This is a genomic window from Amycolatopsis rhizosphaerae (assembly GCF_007713715.1).
GTDB lineage: Bacteria > Actinomycetota > Actinomycetes > Mycobacteriales > Pseudonocardiaceae > Amycolatopsis_E > Amycolatopsis_E rhizosphaerae.
This window is the reverse complement of record NZ_VJWX01000116.1, coordinates 1-15,823: the sequence shown is the minus strand read 5'-3', so window position 1 is coordinate 15,823 and position 15,823 is coordinate 1. Positions and strand designations below refer to the sequence as shown.

The 15,823-nt window shown below is 72.4% G+C and carries 14 protein-coding genes; 6 read left to right on the top strand and 8 right to left on the bottom strand.

Annotation, left to right across the window (positions count from 1 at the left end; genetic code table 11):
- Positions 1–444: zinc-binding dehydrogenase (locus tag FNH05_RS14175; protein WP_144588268.1), on the top strand; the 444-nt coding region annotated here is incomplete at its 5' end.
- 39 nt (positions 445–483) lie between these two features.
- Here FNH05_RS14175 and FNH05_RS14170 read toward each other — a convergent pair.
- The 4 genes from FNH05_RS14170 to FNH05_RS14155 all read right to left on the bottom strand — a co-directional run bounded on the left by FNH05_RS14170 (position 484) and on the right by FNH05_RS14155 (position 3,813).
- Positions 484–1,062, bottom strand: a complete 579-nt coding sequence (locus FNH05_RS14170; protein ID WP_144588266.1) for a GNAT family N-acetyltransferase — start codon at positions 1,060–1,062, stop codon at positions 484–486.
- Positions 1,059–1,571, bottom strand: coding sequence for a YbaK/EbsC family protein (locus tag FNH05_RS14165; protein ID WP_144588264.1), 513 nt, complete (start codon positions 1,569–1,571; stop codon positions 1,059–1,061). The genes FNH05_RS14170 and FNH05_RS14165 overlap by 4 nt, the downstream gene beginning before the upstream one ends.
- Before the next feature lie 47 nt (positions 1,572–1,618).
- A complete protein-coding gene (locus tag FNH05_RS14160; RefSeq protein ID WP_144588262.1) occupies positions 1,619–2,098 on the bottom strand; it encodes a copper resistance CopC family protein in 480 nt (159 codons plus the stop codon).
- A gap of 746 nt (positions 2,099–2,844) precedes the next feature.
- On the bottom strand, positions 2,845–3,813 hold the full coding sequence (locus FNH05_RS14155; RefSeq protein ID WP_144588260.1) for a DMT family transporter: 969 nt from the start codon (positions 3,811–3,813) through the stop codon (positions 2,845–2,847).
- A gap of 29 nt (positions 3,814–3,842) precedes the next feature.
- Here FNH05_RS14155 and pdxR point away from each other — a divergent pair, with 29 nt between their 5' ends.
- The 3 genes from pdxR to FNH05_RS14140 all read left to right on the top strand — a co-directional run bounded on the left by pdxR (position 3,843) and on the right by FNH05_RS14140 (position 6,760).
- On the top strand, positions 3,843–5,336 hold the full coding sequence (gene pdxR, locus FNH05_RS14150) for a MocR-like pyridoxine biosynthesis transcription factor PdxR (RefSeq protein ID WP_144588258.1): 1,494 nt from the start codon (positions 3,843–3,845) through the stop codon (positions 5,334–5,336).
- Between the two features lie 150 nt (positions 5,337–5,486).
- Positions 5,487–5,996, top strand: a complete 510-nt coding sequence (locus FNH05_RS14145; protein WP_186382541.1) for an SAV_6107 family HEPN domain-containing protein — start codon at positions 5,487–5,489, stop codon at positions 5,994–5,996.
- Entirely contained in the window at positions 5,996–6,760 is a 765-nt protein-coding gene (locus FNH05_RS14140) for a maleylpyruvate isomerase family mycothiol-dependent enzyme (RefSeq protein ID WP_144588256.1), read from the top strand. Before FNH05_RS14145 ends, FNH05_RS14140 begins: the two co-directional genes overlap by 1 nt.
- Before the next feature lie 100 nt (positions 6,761–6,860).
- Here FNH05_RS14140 and FNH05_RS14135 read toward each other — a convergent pair whose 3' ends face one another.
- A complete protein-coding gene (locus tag FNH05_RS14135; RefSeq protein WP_144588254.1) occupies positions 6,861–7,148 on the bottom strand; it encodes a hypothetical protein in 288 nt (95 codons plus the stop codon).
- Positions 7,149–7,412: 264 nt separating this feature from the next.
- Here FNH05_RS14135 and FNH05_RS14130 point away from each other — a divergent pair, with 264 nt between their 5' ends.
- Positions 7,413–8,540 carry a GNAT family N-acetyltransferase gene (locus FNH05_RS14130; protein ID WP_144588253.1) on the top strand — a complete coding sequence of 376 codons (1,128 nt, stop codon included), beginning with the start codon at positions 7,413–7,415 and terminating at the stop codon, positions 8,538–8,540.
- A 217-nt stretch (positions 8,541–8,757) separates the two neighbouring features.
- Here FNH05_RS14130 and FNH05_RS14125 read toward each other — a convergent pair whose 3' ends face one another.
- From FNH05_RS14125 to FNH05_RS14115, 3 genes are all read right to left on the bottom strand, one after another.
- Positions 8,758–9,240 carry a hypothetical protein gene (locus FNH05_RS14125; protein ID WP_186382540.1) on the bottom strand — a complete coding sequence of 161 codons (483 nt, stop codon included), beginning with the start codon at positions 9,238–9,240 and terminating at the stop codon, positions 8,758–8,760.
- A 92-nt stretch (positions 9,241–9,332) separates the two neighbouring features.
- Entirely contained in the window at positions 9,333–9,833 is a 501-nt protein-coding gene (gene def / locus FNH05_RS14120; RefSeq protein ID WP_144588251.1) for a peptide deformylase, read from the bottom strand.
- A gap of 84 nt (positions 9,834–9,917) precedes the next feature.
- On the bottom strand, positions 9,918–14,540 hold the full coding sequence (locus FNH05_RS14115; protein ID WP_186382542.1) for an ATP-dependent helicase: 4,623 nt from the start codon (positions 14,538–14,540) through the stop codon (positions 9,918–9,920).
- A 112-nt stretch (positions 14,541–14,652) separates the two neighbouring features.
- Between FNH05_RS14115 and FNH05_RS14110 the strand changes: the two genes are divergently transcribed.
- The coding region (locus tag FNH05_RS14110) for an Hsp70 family protein (protein ID WP_144588249.1) at positions 14,653–15,823 on the top strand (1,171 nt) is incomplete at its 3' end.

Genomic DNA, 15,823 nt, shown 5'->3' with positions numbered 1-15,823 from the left:
GACAAGACCGGTGCCCTGACCGCGTCCGGTGCCGACTACGTGCTCGTGGACGCCTGTGGACCGCTGGCGGCGGGTCTGCACTCGGTCTGGCCCGGGGGACCGGACCACGTTCTGGATCTCGTCGGGGCGGTGACGGCGGTGGACTCGCTGCACCTGGTCCGCCCTGGCGGGACGGTGTGTGTGACGGGCTCGCTCAGCGGGTGGCTGATCCCGGACTTCGAACCGATAGCGATGATCCCGTCGGGAACCAGGCTCACGGCCTTCCACAGCGACAACCTCAAGGGCAGCGCGGGCAGGCCCGTCTTGCAGCGGATCGTCCACGAGGTCGAGGCAGGCGTCTACCGGCCCAACGTCGACCGCGTCTTCGGCCTGGACGACATCGTCGCGGCCCACCGGCACATGGAGAACAACCAAGCCACAGGGAAGGTCGTCCTGGTCCCGTGAGGTGCCCCCTCACGGCAACCAACGTTGCTGGACGTGGTCCTAGCTGCCGGGGCCGCCGGGCGGGTCGAGCGGCAGGGTACGGCCCAGGATCGCGAACGGCCTGGGGTCACCGGCGAAATGGTAGTCGCGGAGCACGTCGACGAAACCGAGCCGCCGGTACAGCCGCCAGGCGCGGGTGGGACCCTCCGGAGTGGACAGCAGGACGTGCCGGTCCGGCACGCCCTCCAGCAGTTGCCGCAGCAGCACCTCGCCGATGCCCGCGCCCTGGTTCCCGGGCCGCACGTGGATCTCGGTCAGTTCGAAGTAGTCGCCCAGCCAGGCTTCGGCGGCCGCTTCGCCGCTGCGCTTGACCAGGCCGCGCCGCACCTGCTCGTGCCACCACTGGCCCGGATTGCCGCGGTAACCGTAGGCGATGCCGAGCATCCTGCCTTCGGCGTCCAGCGCGGCCACCCCGCGCCAGCCCTCGCGCAGGGCATGGGTGAGCCACATCGGTGCCCGCTGCTCGGCGGTCGACGGCGGGTAGCGCATCGCCTCGACGTAGATCGCCAGCGCCTCCCGCAGGCGGTCGCGGAAATCGTCGGCGGACAGGCGAACGAACTGTGCTGCCACGGTGGTCATGCACCCGGCTCCGCGGCGACGTCCGCGGCCCGCCCGCCGGTGAGGGTGAGGAGATCGTCGAAGGTGGTGGGGAAGACGGACTTGGCGTGCCCGGCGGCGGCCCACACCACCTCGTACCGCCGCAGGGCGGTGTCCACCAGCGTCGGCACGGGGCTGGGGTGCCCGGTGGGGGCCACTCCGCCGATGACCTGCCCGGTGTGCTCCTTGACGAAGGCGGGGCTGGCCTTTTCCACCGAGGTGGCGCCGGCGAGCGCCGCGAGCGTGGCGGTGTCCGCGCGGTGCGCGCCGGAGGTCAGCGCCAGCAGGGGTGCCTCGCGGTCGGGGAAGACGGCGCGGAAGATCAGGCTGTTCGCGATCGCCCCGACCTCGACCCCGAGCGCTTCGGCGGCCTGCGCGGCGGTGCGCGCTTCGGCGGGGAGAACGCGGATTCCCTGCGCGGCATCGTGCAGGCCCGCCTCGGCGAGCGCCGCGGCGACCTTCGCTATCGCCGGGTGGTCGAAGCTGCTCATACCGATATGAGATCACGAGCCGGCCTCGGCGGGCGATGCCGTGTCCCTTAGGAGCGCCTCGCCCGGCCGGTCACCACACCGGCCACCACGGCGACCACGGCCACCGCGAGCGCGATCCAGGCGACGGCGGCCGAAGGTGCGCCGCTGCTCGTGCCCGCGACCGTGGTGAGCGTGAACCGCACCGAACCCTTGACCTGGTCGCCGTCGTCGGAGACGACCGTGTAGTCGAGCACGTAGGCGCCGGCCGGGCCGTCGGCCCGCACCCCAACGGTGACGGTCGAGCCGTCGACGGTCGCCTTGCCGACCGTCCACCGCGCACCGCCGGGCCCGGTCACCCTGACCGGGTCCGCGGGCAGGGTGACGGCCTCGCCGAACTTCAGCCGCACCTGCTGGGGCGCCGCGGACAGCGACGCCCCGTCGGCCGGATCACTGCTTTCGAGTCCGGTGTGGGCCATCGCCACCGGTGCGGCGGCCACCAGGGCCGCGACGGCGAGCACCAGCGAAACGGACAGACGCCTGAGCAGCATGGCGGAAACGACCTTCCTTCGTGCCGGGTCTTCTCGCCCGTCCAGGTCGCCCGCTCGCGCCGGAAAGTTCCCCCGCCGGTCAGGCGGGAGCCAGCAGCCCGTCCAGCACCCCGGACTTGACGTCGTCGACCAGCACCCGCAGCTGTCCGGACGGCGTCGATTTTTCGGTTCTGCCCGTCATTTTTTGCTATCCCGTCTCGATCTTATCGAGCCACGGCTCGCCCTTCTGGCGACGATACGATTCGTCGCACCTTGCGCAGTTCTTTTGAATGTACGGCGGCCTGCGGGTGACCTCGTCGCTACTCGGACACAGGTGATCCCGAGGTACCTGCTGGTAGCACCATAGGCAGTCGTGCAGGCCGGGACGGCACTTCGGTTTTCGCCGCCGATGGGCCATTGGGGTGATTGTGATAACCGACATCCGGTCCTCTGCGTCCCTGTCAAGGCTATCCACACCTTCGGGTGACACCTCGGAACCGCAGGCCGGAACGCGACGACCAGCACGGCGACGGTCGGATAGCAAGATCATCGCGAAGGGAGGTGCATTGTGAAGGGTTGCTGTGGGAACTCGTGCGGCTCGTGCTCGGGATCGGGCTGCGGCTGCTGCTCCGGGTGCAAGTGAACTGATTCGGCGCCGCAGGTGGGCCCCGGTGCATGGAGACCGATTCCGCACCGGGGCCCTTCGCGTCGCGCACTGCTTCTGCGCCAAAGGGTGGTGAGGGACCCCCTCGCGCACGTCAGCAAGGTCAGTGGTGTGACGCCGGACCGGTGGGCGGCGCGGCGGACCGGCCCGGCGTGACGCTGTGCAGGTCGCCCTCCCCGCGGCCCTGGTTCCGCGGCTCACCCGATCGTGTGGCGCGCCGCCGGAGGGCGGGCGTGCCGAGGCCCACGGCGAGGCCCGCGACGACGACGGCGATACCGAACCAGACGAACGGGGTGGAGGGGCCGCCCCCGGCGAGGGCGGCCGCAACCGGGGCGACACCGGTGAGCAGACCGACCCGGTCCGAACCGAGCGCGGCCACCGTCGAGTACCACAGCAGGAAGGCGACCGCGGTCACCAGCACCGCCAGGTAGCCGATGGAGGCCCACTGGATCGGGGTGAGCGAGGCCGCGGCGCCCTCGCCCTCGGTGACGAGCCCCAGTACCAGCAGCATCGCGGCGCCCATCCACACCGAATGCAGCGACACCCCCCATGCGCCGTGCCGTGGCAGCACCGGCACGGCGAGCAGGGTGAACCCGGCTTCGCAGAGCAGGGTGACCACGGCCCAGCCGATCCCGGCCGCATCGGCCCGGCCGATGCCCGCCACCAGCACGCTCCCGGCGGTGACCACGGCCGCGGCCGCGAGGACCCGGCGGCTGGGCCGCCGCCGTTCCAGCAGCGGGCCCGCCAGGCCGAGCACGACGGGCACGCACGCGACGGCGACCGCCGGTTCCGCATGGGCGACCCCGTGCACGACGGCGACGTTGAACAGCACGAGCCCACTGGCGGCGACCCCGGCCAGCCACAGCCATTCCCGGCCCCGCGGCCGCCGGATCGGTGCCCCGGTGAGCTTCGCGAGCCCCAGCAGGATCAGTGAGGCCAAGGCGTACCGGAGTGCCTGGGCGGTGAGCAGCGGCGCGGTGGTCAGGGTGCGGGACACGCCGACGCTGCTGCCGACCAGCGCCATCGCGCAGATCCCCGTGAAAAGGCTCCGCGCCCGGGAAACGATCTCCATACCGGTCAGCCTGGCGTCAGAATGGTCCGGTGGACAGGTCCAAAGACGCCGCCGGTGACAGGTCCAAAATCGGCGCCGACTTCCTCCAGCTGAACCTCGCCGAAGCCCCGTCCGGCGGTGTGACCGACTGGCTCACCACGCGGCTGCGGCTCGCCATCGCGCAGGGCCGCCTCCCGGTGGGCACCCGGCTGCCGCCCAGCCGGGTGCTCGCGGCGGAACTGCGGGTTTCCCGCGGCGTGGTCACCGAGGTCTACCAGCGTCTCGCCGAGGACGGGCAGGTCGCGGGCCGGGGCCGTGCGGGCACCGTGGTGGTCGCCGCGCCCGCCGCGCCGGCACCGGTGGAGGTGCCGATGCGTGCCGCGTCGGCCGCGGTGTTCACCGCGGAACCGGAGGCCGGGATCATCGAGTCGTTACGCGCCATCCCGGCCCGGATCGACCTTTCGCCCGGGGTGCCGGATCTGGCCGCCTTCCCGCGCACCGCTTGGCTGCGGGCCGAACGCAAGGTGCTGGGTGAGCTGTCGCCCGCGGAATTCGGCTACGGCGATCCTCGCGGCGCACCGGCCTTCCGGCGGGCGGTGGCGGACTGGCTGGCCCGGTACCGCGGGATCGCGGTGAGCCCGGAGGAAGTGACCATCATGGCCGGTGTCGCGCAAGCGCTGGGACTGCTGGCGCAGGTCCTGCGGGACGAGGGGATCGGCACCGTCGCCGTGGAGGACCCCAGCTCGCTGGGGGCGCGGCTCTACCTGCGGGGCCGGGGGATGCGCACGCCGCCGATCCCGGTGGACTCCGGCGGCCTGGTGGTCGGTGAGCTGCGGGCCTCCGGGGCGCCCGCGGTGCTGCTGACCCCGGCGCACCAGTTCCCCACCGGCGTTGTCCTCGACGGGCAGCGTCGGCGTGAGCTGCTGAGCTGGGCGCGCGAGGGCGGTCTGGTCATCGAGGACGACTACGACGCCGAGCACCGCTACGACCGGCCGCCGGTGCCCGCGCTGCGCTCGATGCTCGCCGAGGTCTGCTACGCCGGGAGCGTGTCGAAGCTGCTGGCCCCGGCGCTTCGAGTGGGTTGGCTGCTGGTGCCGGAGAAGTACCGGGACGCGGTGGTGGCGGCCAAGCGCGACGCCGATCTCGGCAACGCGATCCTGCCGCAGCTGGTACTGGGGGAGCTGATGACCTCGGGGGAGCTGGAACGGCAGTTGCGCCTGCTGAGGCGGCGGCACCGGCGCCGCCGGGACGCGATGATCGAGGCGATCAGGACCTGGCTGCCGGACGCGCGGGTGCACGGCGCGGCCGCCGGCCTGCACCTGGTGATCACCTTCGACGACGGGTTCGCCGACACCGAACTGGCGGCGGCCGCGCTCGACCGGGGCGTGAAGGTGCAGCCGCTGTCGTGGCACCGGCAGCGACCGGGGAACCCGGGGCTCGTGCTCGGGTACGCGGCGAACTCGGCCTCGGCCATCGCCGAGGGGGTCGAAACGCTGGGCAACCTGCGAAGACGCTTGAGTCAGGTCACCATGTCGGGGACTTGAACGAACATCTGTTCGAAGTTACGCTGGACCTTGCTCGAACAAAGGTTCGACACCCGGTGGAGCGTTCGCCGGTGAGATGCCCGGTGCCGGGGCGGGGGAAGCGCCTCGGCACCGGGGACTCGCCACCATCGTCACGAACAGGGAGGGGCCATGTCCGTTACCGCCGCGTCGCGCAGCGGAGCGCACCAGCCCGTGCTGCCACTGCCGTTGCGGCCACCTGCGGCACCCGCCGCGGTGGCCCTGTTGAAGGAGGCCCAGCGCGGCCTCACCGAAGCCGAGTACGCCACGGACCCGGCGCCGAGGTTCATCGCTTCCTACCTGGCCGCCCTGCGCGCCGGAGCCGCGGTCCTCGCGGCCCGTGGCCGGCCGCACCGGGGCCGTGCCCGCCCGGCCAGCGTCTGGGTCCTGCTCGAAGCCGCCGCCCCGGAACTGGGTGAGTGGGCCGCGTTCTTCGCCGCGAACTCGGCCACCCAGGCCGCCGCGCAGGCCGGGATCACGCGCCGCATCACCGCCCGCTCCGCCGACGACCTGCTCCGCCAGGCCGCCCAGTTCCTCGTGCTGGCGGACCGGATCGTGCAGGGCAGGCGGGTCAGCGATGGCCTGCCGCTCCCCCGGCAGTGCGGCACGCCCGCGGGCCGGGGAAGGACCCCGAGCGGCTGATGGCCGGGAAAGCGTTGATCGAGCACGGCCGCTTCCTGGAGGTGCTCGGGATCGAAGTGGAACTGCTCGCCGAGGCGGCCAAGGCGGCGCCGGTGGACACCCCGGTGCCCGCCTGCCCCGGGTTCACCATCGGCGAGGTCGCCCGCCATGTCGGCGGGGTCTACCGGGTCGCCCGCCGGTGGCTCACCGGCGGGGAAGCGCCCCGGGAATGGCCGCGGAATCCGGCGCCGGGACAGTCCCTTGAGGACTACCTGCGGACGGGGCTGGCGGAGTTGCTCGGCGAACTGTCCGGGCATGACCCGCGGGAGCGGGCCGCCGGATGGTGGCCGCAGGACCAGACCTACGGCTTCTGGATGCGCCGGCTGGCCCACGAAACCACGGTCCACCGGTACGACGTGCAGGAGGCGGCGGGCACGCCGATCACCCCGATCGCCGAGGACCTCGCGACGGACGGCGTGGACGAGGCCCTCACGGTCTGGTTCGGCGGGCGGCTGCCGATGCTCGGCCTGTCGGGCACCACCGGCAGATCCGTCGCCGTCCAGGTCGCCGGACACCACTGGATCGCCCGGGCGGGGCCCGGGCAGACCGAAGCCCGGCGCTGCTCCGCCGAGGAGGCCGCGCAGGCCGACGGACTCGTCTCCGGCTCGCCGATGCCCGTCTACCTGTGGTCGTGGGGAAGACAGGGGCACCAGTCGGTCACCTGGGACGGCGACGAGGACGCCATCGGGCAGTTCTGGGCGTTGCTGAGGCTGGCCACCCGATAGTTTCAGGACGTGGGGAAGCGTTGCTGGACAAGGGAAATCCGGGGTGCCGCGCTCGCGCGGCACCCCGGGGGCCGCCCGCGTGGCGCCCCACCGCCCGATTTCAGTGGAAGCGCCGCCGGTAGACCGCGGAGCGGATTTTGCTGATCGCGGAGTCGAGTTCACCCAGGGCGGTCCGCAACCGGGTCCCGAGTTCGTCGCGGTCGCTCATCGGCATCGCGGCGTGCAGGGCCATCGCGGCGTGGAAAAGGTGCGTGTCGATGATCTGCCCGAGTTCCAGTGCGATCTCTTCGTGGTGGACGGGCGCGGACGGTTCCGGAGAGCCGGGCACCTGCGTCGCGGTGCGCGTGTGTTCCCCAGTGTGTTCCCAGGACCGGTTATCGCTACTCACGGTGCCGTTCCCTCCTCTCGCCGCGCTTGCGGGAGGCGCGCGAGGCGTGCGGCGGCATCACCGCTGTCTCGTGGATTGACCCACAACCAGAGCCTAGAGCGAAGCGTTCGCCGCCACCAGGTTCGTCCGCGCGATCGCTCCGGCCGCCGCCCGGCGTCGCACCCGTCGTCGTGTTTCGGTCGCGTTGCGTAGTCGATCCCAGTCCTGACAAGGGCGAAACACGGATGTCCTCGACCAGCAACAACCGGGGGCGACCGTGATGGAATGGAGATTCGGCGTGCTCGACGGACAACCGCTGCGGAACCGCCCGAGACCTGGCCCGCGGCGCTGGCGACGGAAACCACCTCGGCCACCTGGCGGCTGCGGATCCGGATGGACGACCGCCCGGGCATGCTCGCCCGGATCGCCATCCGCATGGCCGACCTGGAGTGCAACATCCTCGGCCTGACCGTGCTGCCCGTCCCCGGGGGCGTGCTCGACGAGATGGTGATCCGGCCCGCCACCGGGCTGACCAAGGACCAGCTCGTCCGCGCGATCCGGGACGAGGGCTGCGAGTGCTCCGCGATCGCGGACGGCGACATCCGGGAACTGGTGGACGCCTCGGCGGCCACGCTGGCCTCGGCGGGACGGGCGATCGAAGACCCGTCGCGGTACGCCGAAGTGCTGCGCGAAGTCCTTTCCGCGGACCTGGTGACCGTGGTGCCACTGACCGAGGCGAACCCCGGTCGCACCGAGAGCGGTCATCGCGCCGTGTTCACCGTCGACAGCGACCGTGCGCTCGTGGCGCGCCGCCGATGGGCGCCGTTCGTGCAGCTGGAACTCACCCGCGCCGAAGCACTGCTCGGCCTGTTGGACAGCGCGCGGGCCAATGTGGCCGGTCCCGCCGTGGCGACCTGCGCCGACGGCACCGCCATCGTGTTGCGACAGGGAATGCCCGGTGACGCGGAAGCCGTCTCCGCACTGCACGGCCGCTGCTCGATGGAAACGCTGTTCCAGCGCTACCACACCGGCATGCGCAGCATGCCGCGCCGCTGGCTGCACCGGCTGCTCGTGCCGCCACGCGGAATCAGCCTGCTCGCGATCTGCGGGCGCGAGGTCGTCGGCCTCGGTCAGCTCATCCCCGGCGCATCCGGGGAGATCGCGGAGATCTCGCTGCTGGTGCAGGACGCATGGCAGCGCAACGGGGTCGGCACGGCGCTGATGGCCCGGCTGGGTGTCATCGCGGCCGCCCGCGGGCACCGAAGGCTGATGGCGGTCTCGCTCCCCGGGCGGGACAGCGTCTATCGCACCGCGATCCGGGCCGGGCTCGTTCCCGAACCGCCGGAGGAGGAGGGCCTGCTGCGGATCAGCCTGCCGGAACGGGCAGTGCCACGCGTGCCCGACAGGTGTTAGGAGGTGACGCCGCGCAGTCGCTTTCATGTCCCTGCTCCGACGAGAAACGGACCCATCGCCGCAGGCGGCGACGTTTGCCAACCCCGAACCATGGTGAGGACTACTCACAGCCGGAGAAGATCGTCGAGCGCGCGCCTGGGCCCCGATCCAGAATCGGTACCGATAGACGCGCACGCACACAGGCTCCGGCTCCGTGTGAGAGCCGGGACCTGTGTCGTCACTGGCCCCGGGTAGCGCCCTCGGGCCACACCACGGTGACCGGCACGCCGTGTTCACGGGCTGCGGCGACCACGTCCGCTGTGCCGCCGTAACCACGGGCTGGAAGGCCGTCCCACACCGCCAGCAGTTCGTCGACCTCCTTGAGGAGGCGGACACTGCCGTCCTGGTGCGCCTCGGACGTCGACTCCACGTGGTCGAGCTGGATCACCTCGCCAGCGCTCGCCATGAGCCGGTCGTACACGGGATGGTGCTCGACGGGCAGGCCTTCCCGGTACTTCGCGGCCGGTACGACCACGACCAGATCTCCGCCGGCTTGGAGGACCGCCTCGGCGAACAGGGCGTCCGCGCCGTCGGCGATGCAGGAGTACCCGACAAGGCCGCCGTCCGTGCGCCGCGCGACCTCTGTCCGCAACGCCTGGTCCACGAGGCGGACCGTGTCCGGCGGCAGGCCGCGGTGTCCGCTGATGCCCAGCTTCACCATTTCGTCTCCGTGTCGTAGAGCGCAGCTTCGAGGTCGATGGGCCGGTGGTTGGCGAGACTCAAGATTCAGACCCATCGTCGCAGGTGGCGAAACTAGCGGCGCCAGAACCAGTCGTGCTTCCTGGCCTCGCTCAGCGCCTCCCGTTTGCGATCCTTCGCCAGCCGGTCCAGGTACAGCATCCCGTCGAGATGGTCGGTCTCGTGCTGGAGACACTGCGCCAGCACGTCCTTTCCCTCCACCACAACGGGTTCGTTGCGGATGTCCACACCGCGGACCACGGCCCGCTTCGCGCGGACGACCGGGAACCGCAGCTCGGGTACCGACAGGCAGCCTTCGCCGATCTCGTGGGTCTCCTCGGACAGTTCCACGATCTCGGGATTGATCACGTATCCGGTCAGGCCGTCGACGTCGTAGCTGAACACGCGGAGCCCCACGCCGATCTGCGGTGCCGCCAGGCCTGCCCTGCCCGCGGGCTTGACCGAGTCGAGCAGGTCGGTCACCAGTTGCTCGACCGCCCGGTCGAACCGGGTCACCGGGTCGCAGGGCGTCTTCAGTACCGGATCCCCGAAGTACCGCAGGTCCCGCATCGCCATCGTCGCTCATCCTCTCTGCCGGTCCCGAGTTTACGGTGTGCCCCGGAACCGCCCGCCGAACGCCGGACGGGGGCGGCGGTTCGTTCACGCGCGCAGGCGAAGCCCCTTCGGCGTGGCGCGAAAGCCGGCGTCGCGCAGGATCTCGGCCAGTGCCGAGGTCAGCGCCTGCTCCCCGTCGGCACGCTGCACCGCGAGCTGACCCAACCAGCCTTCCCGCACCGCGCCGGCCAGAGCCTGAGCGGCCGCGCGCAGGGAGGTTTCGTTGTCCGTGAAGGAAAGCAGTGACCGGCCGCCGCGTTCGACGTAAAGGACGGGCCGCCCGTCGACCAGCACCACCAGCGCACCGGCCTTACGCGCGGGACGGTGTTTCGTCTCACCCGCCGGGGCGGGCCAGGCGAGCGCGGCCCCGTAGGGCTGGGCCGGATCCGTCGCCGCGAGCACCACGGCGTCCACCGGGCGGCGACCCGGGGTGGTGTCCGACAGGGCCCGCAACCGGTCCACCGCCCCGCGCGCCGCGAACTGGGCCGCGCCGAGACCCTCGACGACGTAACCCCGGATGACCTGCCCGGAATCCTCCATTCCCCGCAGAACCTTGTAGATCCCGGAAAAACCGCCGGTCACCCGTTCCGTTTCCAGTGCGCCCCGGGTCAGCACCCCGTGCCGTTCGAGGAACGCCTCCGTCCGCGCGTAGGTGCGCCGGGTCGGGTCCGTTTCGCGTAACGGGGTGAGCCCCCAACGGCCCGCCACGGTCGGCGGGCCGGTGCGCGAGGGCATCGCGGGACGGCCCGCCCGCATGCGGGCATAGCGGCCCCGCGGTGCGGACTGGCGCGGTTTGTGCGCCGCGCCGCGGCCGGACACCAGAGCGCGCACCGGGCCGAGCGTGTCGCCGGTGACCTGCCCCGCCCAGACCAGATCCCACAGGGCCGCCACCACTTCGGCGTCGTTCGGCGCCTGGTCCACCAGCGGGGACACCCGGTCCACCAGCTGCCGGAAGAACAGCGCCCCACCCTCCAAAACGGACAGTACGGCTTCGTGGAGCGGACCGTCGGGCGGATTTTCCTCGAGCTCGGGCAGAAGCAGGTCGGCCACATCGGACGGAGCCAGCGCGAGCCAGCCGTCGTTGCCCGCCAGCGTGCCGCACCCGGCCCAGGTCACCTCGCCCGCCGTGGTCAGCTCGTCCAGCAGTGCCGGGTAGTAGCCGGGCAGGCGACTCGGCAGGATCAGCGACTCCACCGCACTCGCCGGCAGGGGAGCTCCCGCGAGTTGCTCCACCACCGACAGCACGTCGTCCGCGGTGGGCGCGGCCCGCAGCCGGGCCCCGATGCCGTGCCAGGACGGGAGGAACCGGCCCAGCGCGGCCGGTTCCACCGGTTCCACCTCGGCCCGCAGCCGCGCGAGCGAGGCGCGGCGCAGCCGGCGCAGGACGGCGGCGTCGCAGTATTCCACCCCGACACCGTGGGTGTCGGGATGGCCGACCGGGCTCAGCTCGCCGCGGACCAGCCGCCCTTCGGCGGTCAGCCGGTCCAGCACCCCCGCGACGACCGCGGTGCCCAGCCCGAAACGTTCGGCGGCCTGCCGGGCCGGAAACGGCCCGCGGGTGCGGGCGTAGCGCGCCAGTAGATCGCCGAGCGGATCGGCGACCGGTTCGGTGAACGCCTCGGGCACGCCGATCGGCAGGGCCACCCCCAGCGCGTCCCGTACCCGGCCCGCATCTTCGATCGCCAGGTACCGTTCGGAACCGGCGATGCGCACCGGGATCGCCCGGCGCTGCGCGACGAGCTCGTCGAACCAGCCGTTCTGGATTCCCCGGGCGGCTCCCTCGTCCACGGACAGATCCCCGAGGAAGCGCAGCAGGTCCGCGGCGTCTTCGACCGACCGGGCGTGCCGGTCCGGCTCGAGCCGCTGCAGCGACCGCTCGACCTCGGCCACCACCTCGGGATCGAGCAGTTCGCGGATCGCCTCGGTGCCCAGTAGTTCGGCCAGCAGGGCCGAATCCAGCGACAGCGCGGCGGCCCGCCGCTCCGCCAGCGGTGCGTCCGTCTCGTAGAGGAACATCCCGACGTAGCCGAACATCAGGCTGCGGGCGAACGGTGAGGCGGCGGGGGTCTCCACCTCGACCACCCGGACCCGCCGTGCCCGGACCTCGCTCATCAGCTCGCGCAGGCCACCGACGTCGTAGACGTCCTGCAGGCATTCCCGCATGGCCTCCAGTACCACCGGGAACCGTTCGTACTTCGCCGCCACCGCCAGCAACTGGGCGGCGCGCTGCCGCTGCTGCCACAGCGGGGTGCGCCGCCGGGGATCGCGCCGGGGGAGCAGCAGCGACCGCGCTGCGCACTCGCGGAACCGGGCCGCGAACAGGGCCGAACCCCCCACCTCGGCGACGATGAGCTGCTCGACCTCCTCCGGGTCGATCAGCACGTCGTCCGCGCCGATGGTCACCTCGGCGCCGCTGTCGTCCAGCGCGTCGGGCAGGCGCAGCACGATACCGTCGTCGGCGTGCATGACCTGGGCGTCGAGGCCGCGGTTCTCCCGGAGCCGGGCCGCGATCGCCAGCGCCCACGGCGCGTTGACCTGCGCGCCGAACGGGGAGTGTACGACGACCCGCCAATCCCCGAGCTCGTCGCGGAACCGCTCCAGCAGGATGGTCCGGTCGTTGGGGATGTGCCGGGTGGCGGCGCGCTGCTCGTCCAGGTAGGCCAGCAGGTTGTTCCGTGCCCGTTCGTCGAGCCCGGCCGCCGCGGCCCGTTCCCCGGCCCCCTGGCTGTCTGATGTGGACAGTTCGCGGACGAAGGACCCCAGCGCGCGGCCGAGTTCGAGCGGCCGCCCCGGTGCGTCGCCCTTCCAGAAGGGCATCCTGGCCGGCTCGCCCGGTGCCGGTACCACGATCACGCGGTCGTGGGTGATGTCGGTGACCCGCCACGACGAGGTGCCGAGCAGGATCGTGTCACCGACGCGGGACTCGTAGACCATTTCCTCGTCCAGCTCGCCCACGCGCGAACCGGGCGCGCCCTCGTCTCCCGGGGTCATCACGGTGAACAGGCCGCGATCGGGGATGGTCCCGCCCGAGGTGACCGCCAGCCGCTGCGCACCCGGGCGGCCGCGCAACTGCCCGGTGACCCTGTCCCAGGTGATCCGGGGACGGAGTTCGCCGAACTCCTCGCTCGGGTACCGGCCCGCCAGCATGTCGAGCACGGCGAGCAGGGCGTCGTCGGGCAGTGCGGTGAACGGCGCCGCGCGGCGCACCAGTGCGCCGAGTTCGGGCACCGTCCACGGCTCCAGCGCGACCATCGAGACGATGTGCTGGGCCAGCACGTCCAGGGGGTTGCGCGGATAGCGCACCGCTTCGATGGCGCCGGCGGACATCCGCTCGGACACCACCGCGCAGGACACCAGATCGCCCCGGAACTTCGGGAACATCACGCCGGTGGACACCGCGCCCACGTGGTGTCCGGCGCGGCCGATCCGCTGCAGTCCCGAGGCCACCGTGGGCGGTGCCTCGATCTGCACCACGAGATCGACCGCCCCCATGTCGATGCCCAGTTCGAGCGAGGAGGTGGCGACCACACAGGGCAGGCGGCCCGATTTCAGGTCCTCTTCGACCCTGGTGCGCTGCTCACGGGACATGGAGCCGTGATGCGCCATGGCCACCGTGGGCGCGGCTCCCGTGGCCAGTCCGGACTCGCCGATCGCCTCGGCCGGAAATCGTTGTCCCGCTTGCAGTTCCGTCTGCTCGGCGGCCAGTTCGTTGAGCCGGGCCGTCAACCGCTCGGCGAGCCGGCGGGAGTTGGCGAACACGATGGTCGACCGGTGCCGCCGGATCAGCTCCAGCACCCGCTCCTCCACCGCGGGCCAGATCGAGGGACGGCGCGCCGGGGCCCCGATCTCCTCCCCTTGGCCGATCCCGTCCTCGCCCGGCAGCGGCACGGCGCCGGGCGAGCCCGCGGCCGTGTCCAGGTTGGTCATGTCCTCGACCGGGACCTCGACCCGCACCTCGATCGTCTTCGCCGACTTCGGCTGGACCACCCGGACCGGCCGCCCACCGCCGAGGAAGGCACTCACCTCGTCCACCGGGCGGACCGTCGCGGACAGCCCGATCCGCTGCGCGGGCCGGGGCAGCAGCGCGTCCAGCCGCTCGAGCGACAGCGCCAGATGGGCCCCCCGTTTGCCGCCCGCCACCGCGTGCACCTCGTCCACGATCACCGTCCGGACACCCCGCAGCGATTCGCGGGCGGCGGAGGTGAGGATCAGGAACAGCGATTCCGGGGTGGTCACCAGGATGTCCGGCGGGGTCCGGCCGAACGAGCGGCGCTCCGCGGCCGGGGTGTCGCCGGTGCGCATGCCCACCGTGATCTCGGGCGGGGTCCGGCCGAGCCGCCGGGCCGCCTGCGAGATGCCCGCCAGCGGGGCCCGCAGGTTCCGCTGCACGTCCACCGCCAGCGCCTTCAACGGTGAGACGTAGAGGACCCGGCAGCGCCGGGCCGGGGTTTCCGGGGGCGGTCCCCAGGCGAGGCGGTCCAGCGCCCACAGAAACGCCGCCAGCGTCTTCCCCGAGCCCGTCGGGGCCACGACCAGGGCGTGCTCTCCCACCTGCGCCGCACGCCAGGCCCCGGCCTGGGCCGGCGTGGGCGCGGCGAAGGCCCCCGCGAACCAGTCCCGGGTGGCGGGGGAGAAGAGGGTGAGCACGTCTTCGCTCATGTCGTCCATCTTGACCCCACCCACCGACAGTTTCGCGCGGGTGGCACACACGGGGCCGCCTCGGCATGGCAGCATCACGGTGCCATCAAGGTGGCCAGGACGATCACAAGGGGGAGAACCGTTGCGGATCCTGTCGGTGGACCTCGGCACGTCCAACACCGTCGCCGTACTTTCCGCGCACGGAATGCCACCGCGCGTGGTGGAGGTGGACGGATCCGCGACCATGCCCTCGGCGGTGTTCGCCGAGGAGGGCGGCACCCTCGTGGTCGGCAGGGACGCCGAGCGGCGGGCCAGGCTCGACCCGACCCGCTTCGAACCGAACCCCAAGCGGCGCGTCGACGAGCAGACCCTCCTGCTGGGCACGGACGTCGTGCCGGTCAACGAGGCACTGGCCGCGGTACTGCGGCGCGTGTTCGACGAGACGACGCGGCAACTGGGCGGGGAACAGCCCGACGAGATCCGGCTGACCCACCCCGCGCAGTGGGGGCCGGTGCGCCGCAACGTGCTGCTGTCCGCGGCCAGGCTCGCCGGGGCCCGCTGCCCGCTCCACCTGGTGCCCGAACCGGTCGGCGCCGCCGCACACTTCGCCTCCTTCCCCGGCCGCACCCTCGCGCCAGGACAGGCGCTGGCCGTCTACGACCTGGGGGCGGGCACCTTCGACGTCGCCGTGGTGGGCGCGACCCAGACCGGGTTCACCGTGCTCGCCGAGGACGGACTTCCCGACCTCGGCGGTCTCGACGTCGACCAGGCGCTGATGGTGCACGTCGGCCGGGAGGTCTCCCACCGGGACCCGCAGCGCTGGCAACGGCTCCTGCGCCCGGAATCGACCGCCGACCGGCGGGCCCGGCGCGCCCTGCAGGAGGACGTCAAGGCGGCGAAGGAGGCCCTGTCCCGTCATCCGCAGACCGAAGTGCCGATGCCGGAGCCGTTCGCCGACGTGCTCGTCACCCGCGGCGAGCTGGAGGCGCTGGTGCGGCCGTCCCTGCTGCGAAGCGTGGAACTGCTGTCCAGGATGATCGCCGTCGCCGGACTCACCCCGGACCGGCTGGCCGGGATCTTCCTTGTCGGCGGTTCGAGCCGGTTGCCACTGGTCGGCAGTCTGATCGCGGAGAAGCTCGGCGTGGTGCCCTCCAGCCTCGACCAGCCGGAGACGGCCGTCGCGCTCGGCGCCCACCAGGTGTCCGCCGACGGCATCAGCATGCGCACCCAGAACGTGCCCGGCCCGATCGCCTCGTCCGGCACCGTGCCCGCCACGCCCTACCCGCCGCAGATGGCGTCCACGCCCGCCACGC